3 protein-coding genes are annotated in these 3970 nt (G+C 22.1%); all 3 read left to right on the forward strand.

Features of this window, described 5'->3' with window-relative positions:
- Positions 1-116 precede the first annotated feature (116 nt).
- The gene (locus tag N9R85_RS03675; protein ID WP_216490291.1) at positions 117-437 is read left to right on the forward strand and encodes a hypothetical protein; all 321 of its coding nucleotides are present in this window, start codon (positions 117-119) and stop codon (positions 435-437) included.
- 6 nt (positions 438-443) lie between these two features.
- Positions 444-1697, forward strand: a complete 1254-nt coding sequence (locus N9R85_RS03680; protein ID WP_216490289.1) for an Mbov_0396 family ICE element transmembrane protein — start codon at positions 444-446, stop codon at positions 1695-1697.
- Positions 1666-3970, forward strand: a 2305-nt coding sequence (locus N9R85_RS03685) for a VirB4 family type IV secretion system protein (protein ID WP_262858638.1), incomplete at its 3' end; no start/stop codon positions are given. The genes N9R85_RS03680 and N9R85_RS03685, both read left to right, overlap by 32 nt.

The raw sequence follows: 3970 nt of genomic DNA on the forward strand, positions 1-3970 counted from the left end.
TTATGTTTTAAGTTATAGAGCAGATTTAGATCAATCTAATCAAGATAATTGTGTTAATTTTGGCGAATTAGTTTTTGACAACTTTGACTGAAACTAAATAATCGAAAGGAGAAATCATGAGACATATTTTGTTAGAAACCACAACTGCTCCAGGCACTTTATCAAGCGACGTTTCTAAATCCATTACTAGTGGTTTTCAAACTTTGATATCTGCTTTAACTATACCAGCCATCCTTTTATTAATCGGACTTATAGTTTGAAGCATAATAAATTTATCACGCCGGTTCATGCAATTATCAAAAACAGATGTTAGTGAATATAAACATGAATTAAAAAAACTTATTTTTTATGGTTTAGGTGTATTAGTGTTGTTTATAGCGTTAGGATTTTTAATTGTCCAAAATTCTAACGGTTGAAGTATTTTGAATCAAACTTAAAATATAATGGGTTTTTTAATTAATTGAGTAGGTTGATATATCTTCACTGCTTTGTGATATATATTTATATTTCTACCTATTTGAGTATTACATATTCTTCACTCAACACTAGAATTTATAGCTCTAAAATTACCAATTTATATTATTTTTGGCGGATATAAGATTAATTTTCAAAGTACTTTCTTTGTTAGATTCTTTACGATAGCTGTAATTTGTTTAATTGCAATTGTTTTTATATTAATTTATAGACTTTTAAAGTCTTCGAAATCACAACAAAACCAAATTTTGTTAAAAGATGCATTAAAACAAACGTTTATTTCATTTATTTTAGTCATCGGAATCCCAATGTTGATTTGATTATTTATGATTTTGTTTGTTTTAGTTTATGATGCAATAAAAACATCTTTAATTCTTAATTCATCAGATACTATTGCAAAATACATCTTTAAAGTAATTGAACCTGAATGAACTAACAACTCACAAGGACATAACGCCTGAATACAAGTTCAAAATACTTTTAATACTTTAAGTTATGATGATTGGTTTAATTTAAATTCAAACGGAATATTATTAATAATAGAATTATTTATTGCAATAATTTTTATTTTAAAAGTTATTTTAAATTTATTTATTAGAGTAGTTAAGATTGTTGCTTATCAATTTGTTTATTTATTATGATTGCCGCCTGCAATAACTCAAGGTTTGAATGATAGCGGCATAACACTTAAAAAATGACTTGTTAAATTTACAGAAACTATTTTAAGTTTGTTCATTATTTTAATTGCACTCTTATTATTTTTATTTTTACTAGAGACTACTTTCAAGCAAACGCCAATTCTTTTAGATGAAATTATTAATGATCCTTCATATTCTCCATACAAAAAAATTATTTCAGTAATTTTACCAACAGGAATTTTAATTGGAATGTCGTTAGGCCTTGAAAATATGATTGCTAGAATAATGTATTTTTTCAATTTAAACGATTTTGCAGAAGCACCAAAAATTAAATTTAAAAAATCTAAAAATGCACAACAAACTAATAATAATTTAATTAATTCTTATGCTAATCAAAAAAATATTAGTAATGATAAAAACTTTTTAAGAAAAAACAATCAAATAATTATTAGTAAAAAAAGACAAAATAGTCTTATTTCAACAAATGATGCCCCTATAACAAAATTAAACACAACAATAACATCTTTAATTCAAGAATTAAAAGGAGTAAAAAATGCTACAACCAAAACCATTAAGAAGAACTAGATTTAATATATTTAAAAATTTAAGTTTATACGATGTTTTTCTTTTTATGATTTTGGTTATAGTTGAATTTTGTGTGATATTTTTTGGATTTCCACAAATAAATAAAATTTATAAGATTGTTTTACCTATTTCTTTTATTCCAATCATAATGCTATTGTTTTTAGATGTTAAAAATACAAATTATAAAGTTTATCAACTTTATTGAATTTGGTTTAAATTTAAAGTTTCTAAAAAAGAATTTAAACAAAAACAAATTAAGAATATGATGGTTTTTGATACGATAGATAAAAACGGTTTATTAAAAACTAATAAAATAATTTCTAAAAAACAACTTTATTCAAAAGTTTTTAAATTACACGGAAATTCTATTTTTAAATATGATGCAGATCTTCAAAATTCTTTATTAAATCAATTATCTAATTCTATCAGTACAATTGAAGGCCAAATTAATATTATAAAAATAAATAATTCATCCGAATTTAAACAAAATATTTCTTATGTTCAAGAAAAAATAAATATATACCAAGATATTAATTCACAAAACTATCTTAAATCTAAAAAAAGAGATATTGAAAACTTTAAAAATCAACAATATCAAGAATATTATGTTCTTGTTTATGGTGATAATGAATTTAAGTTGAACGAAAACATTCAAAGTTTCAAATTCGCATTTGAAAGTGTAAATTTTATATTATCAGATTTAAATCAAATAGAAACTTTATTGTTTTTTAATGATTATTACAAATTAAATCAAACCTATTCAGAAATTGAATTGAAAGTTCTGAACTCAAGTAATCCGGAAAACGTTGATTTGTTTGAAATTTTCGATTTTAAATCTATTGAATTTAAATCGAATTATTTTAAACTAAATAATAGTTATTATTCGGTTCAAGCAATTAAAGAATTTGATTATGAAGTTGAAAACGGATGATTAAATTCTTTGTATGATACAGATTCAACAATCATAATAAATTTTTCAAAAATACCTTTTAAACATGCTGAAAAATTATTAGAATCATCAAATAGAATTGTGGGTTCAAATTCGTTAGAAAATTCAAAACATTTATTAAGAAACAAAAGAAATATTTATGAATATCAAATTTTTAATGAATTAATTGAAAATATAGTTAAAAAACAACAAAAACCATTGATAGACTTTGGATTTTATATTGTAAATAGAGCAAATAATTTAGAAGAATTACAAAAAATAGAAAAACAAAATGTTAATAATTCTAAAAGAGAAAGAATTAAATTATCTAAATTTAATTTTGAACAATTAAAATCATATAACCAATATCAATTAACGCCATTTGACATGTTAAATTCTTCGATTCAAGGATTACCTGAATTAATAGGCTTTAGTTGACCTTGAAATTTAGAAGTTTTAGACGATAAAAATGATTTTATTTTAGGTACGCAAATCAATGATAATTCCCCGATTTTATTTGATTTATTCACTAGAACACAAAATCGAAGAAATTCAAATGCTATTATTATAGGAACTTCAGGTTCAGGAAAATCAACATTGTCTAAAAAACTGTTATTGAATGAATATTATGATAATTCACAAATTATAGTAATAGATCCACAAGAAGAATATTCAAAAATTTGTAGTCAAGTTAATGGTCAATATATAGACCTTAAAGAAGGTAAAAACACCATTATAAACCCATTACAAATACAAATTAATGAATTTAATGATGAAAATATCAAAGTATTTAATGCGATAGATAATCATATTGAGTTTGTTGCAACTTGATTTGAAATATTATTTAAAAATCTTTCTAAAACAAATACTATTTTAATCAAAATGGCTTTAAAAAACTTATATAAAAATCATCATTTTTATAATATCAAAACATTAAATGATTTAAAAAGTATTAAAAAATGACCTATTATAAATGATTTTATTAACGAATTAGAAAATACAAAGTTTGATAACAAAACAGAAGAAATAATATATCTTAAACCATTAACAAAAATGATTAAAGAATTTAAATTCTTCTTTCAAGAACAAACTTCATATAAAAATATTTTTAATCAACAGTCTAATATAAATCTAAATAATAAATTTATTGTTTTTAATGTTAAAAAGTTATTATCACAACAAAATCAATCCTCGGCAATGGCTCAAATTTATTTATTGCTTAAAATAATAAATACAAAAATTAGTATAAATTCAATAAATAAATCTTATTTTAAAACTGTTTTGTTTATAGATGAAGCACACTTTGCATTGAAAGACAACACACCAGAATTAATGGAATTTTTAA

It is taken from the genome of Mycoplasma sp. CSL7503-lung, from assembly GCF_025515455.1.
Lineage (GTDB): Bacteria > Bacillota_I > Bacilli_A > Mycoplasmatales > Metamycoplasmataceae > Mycoplasmopsis.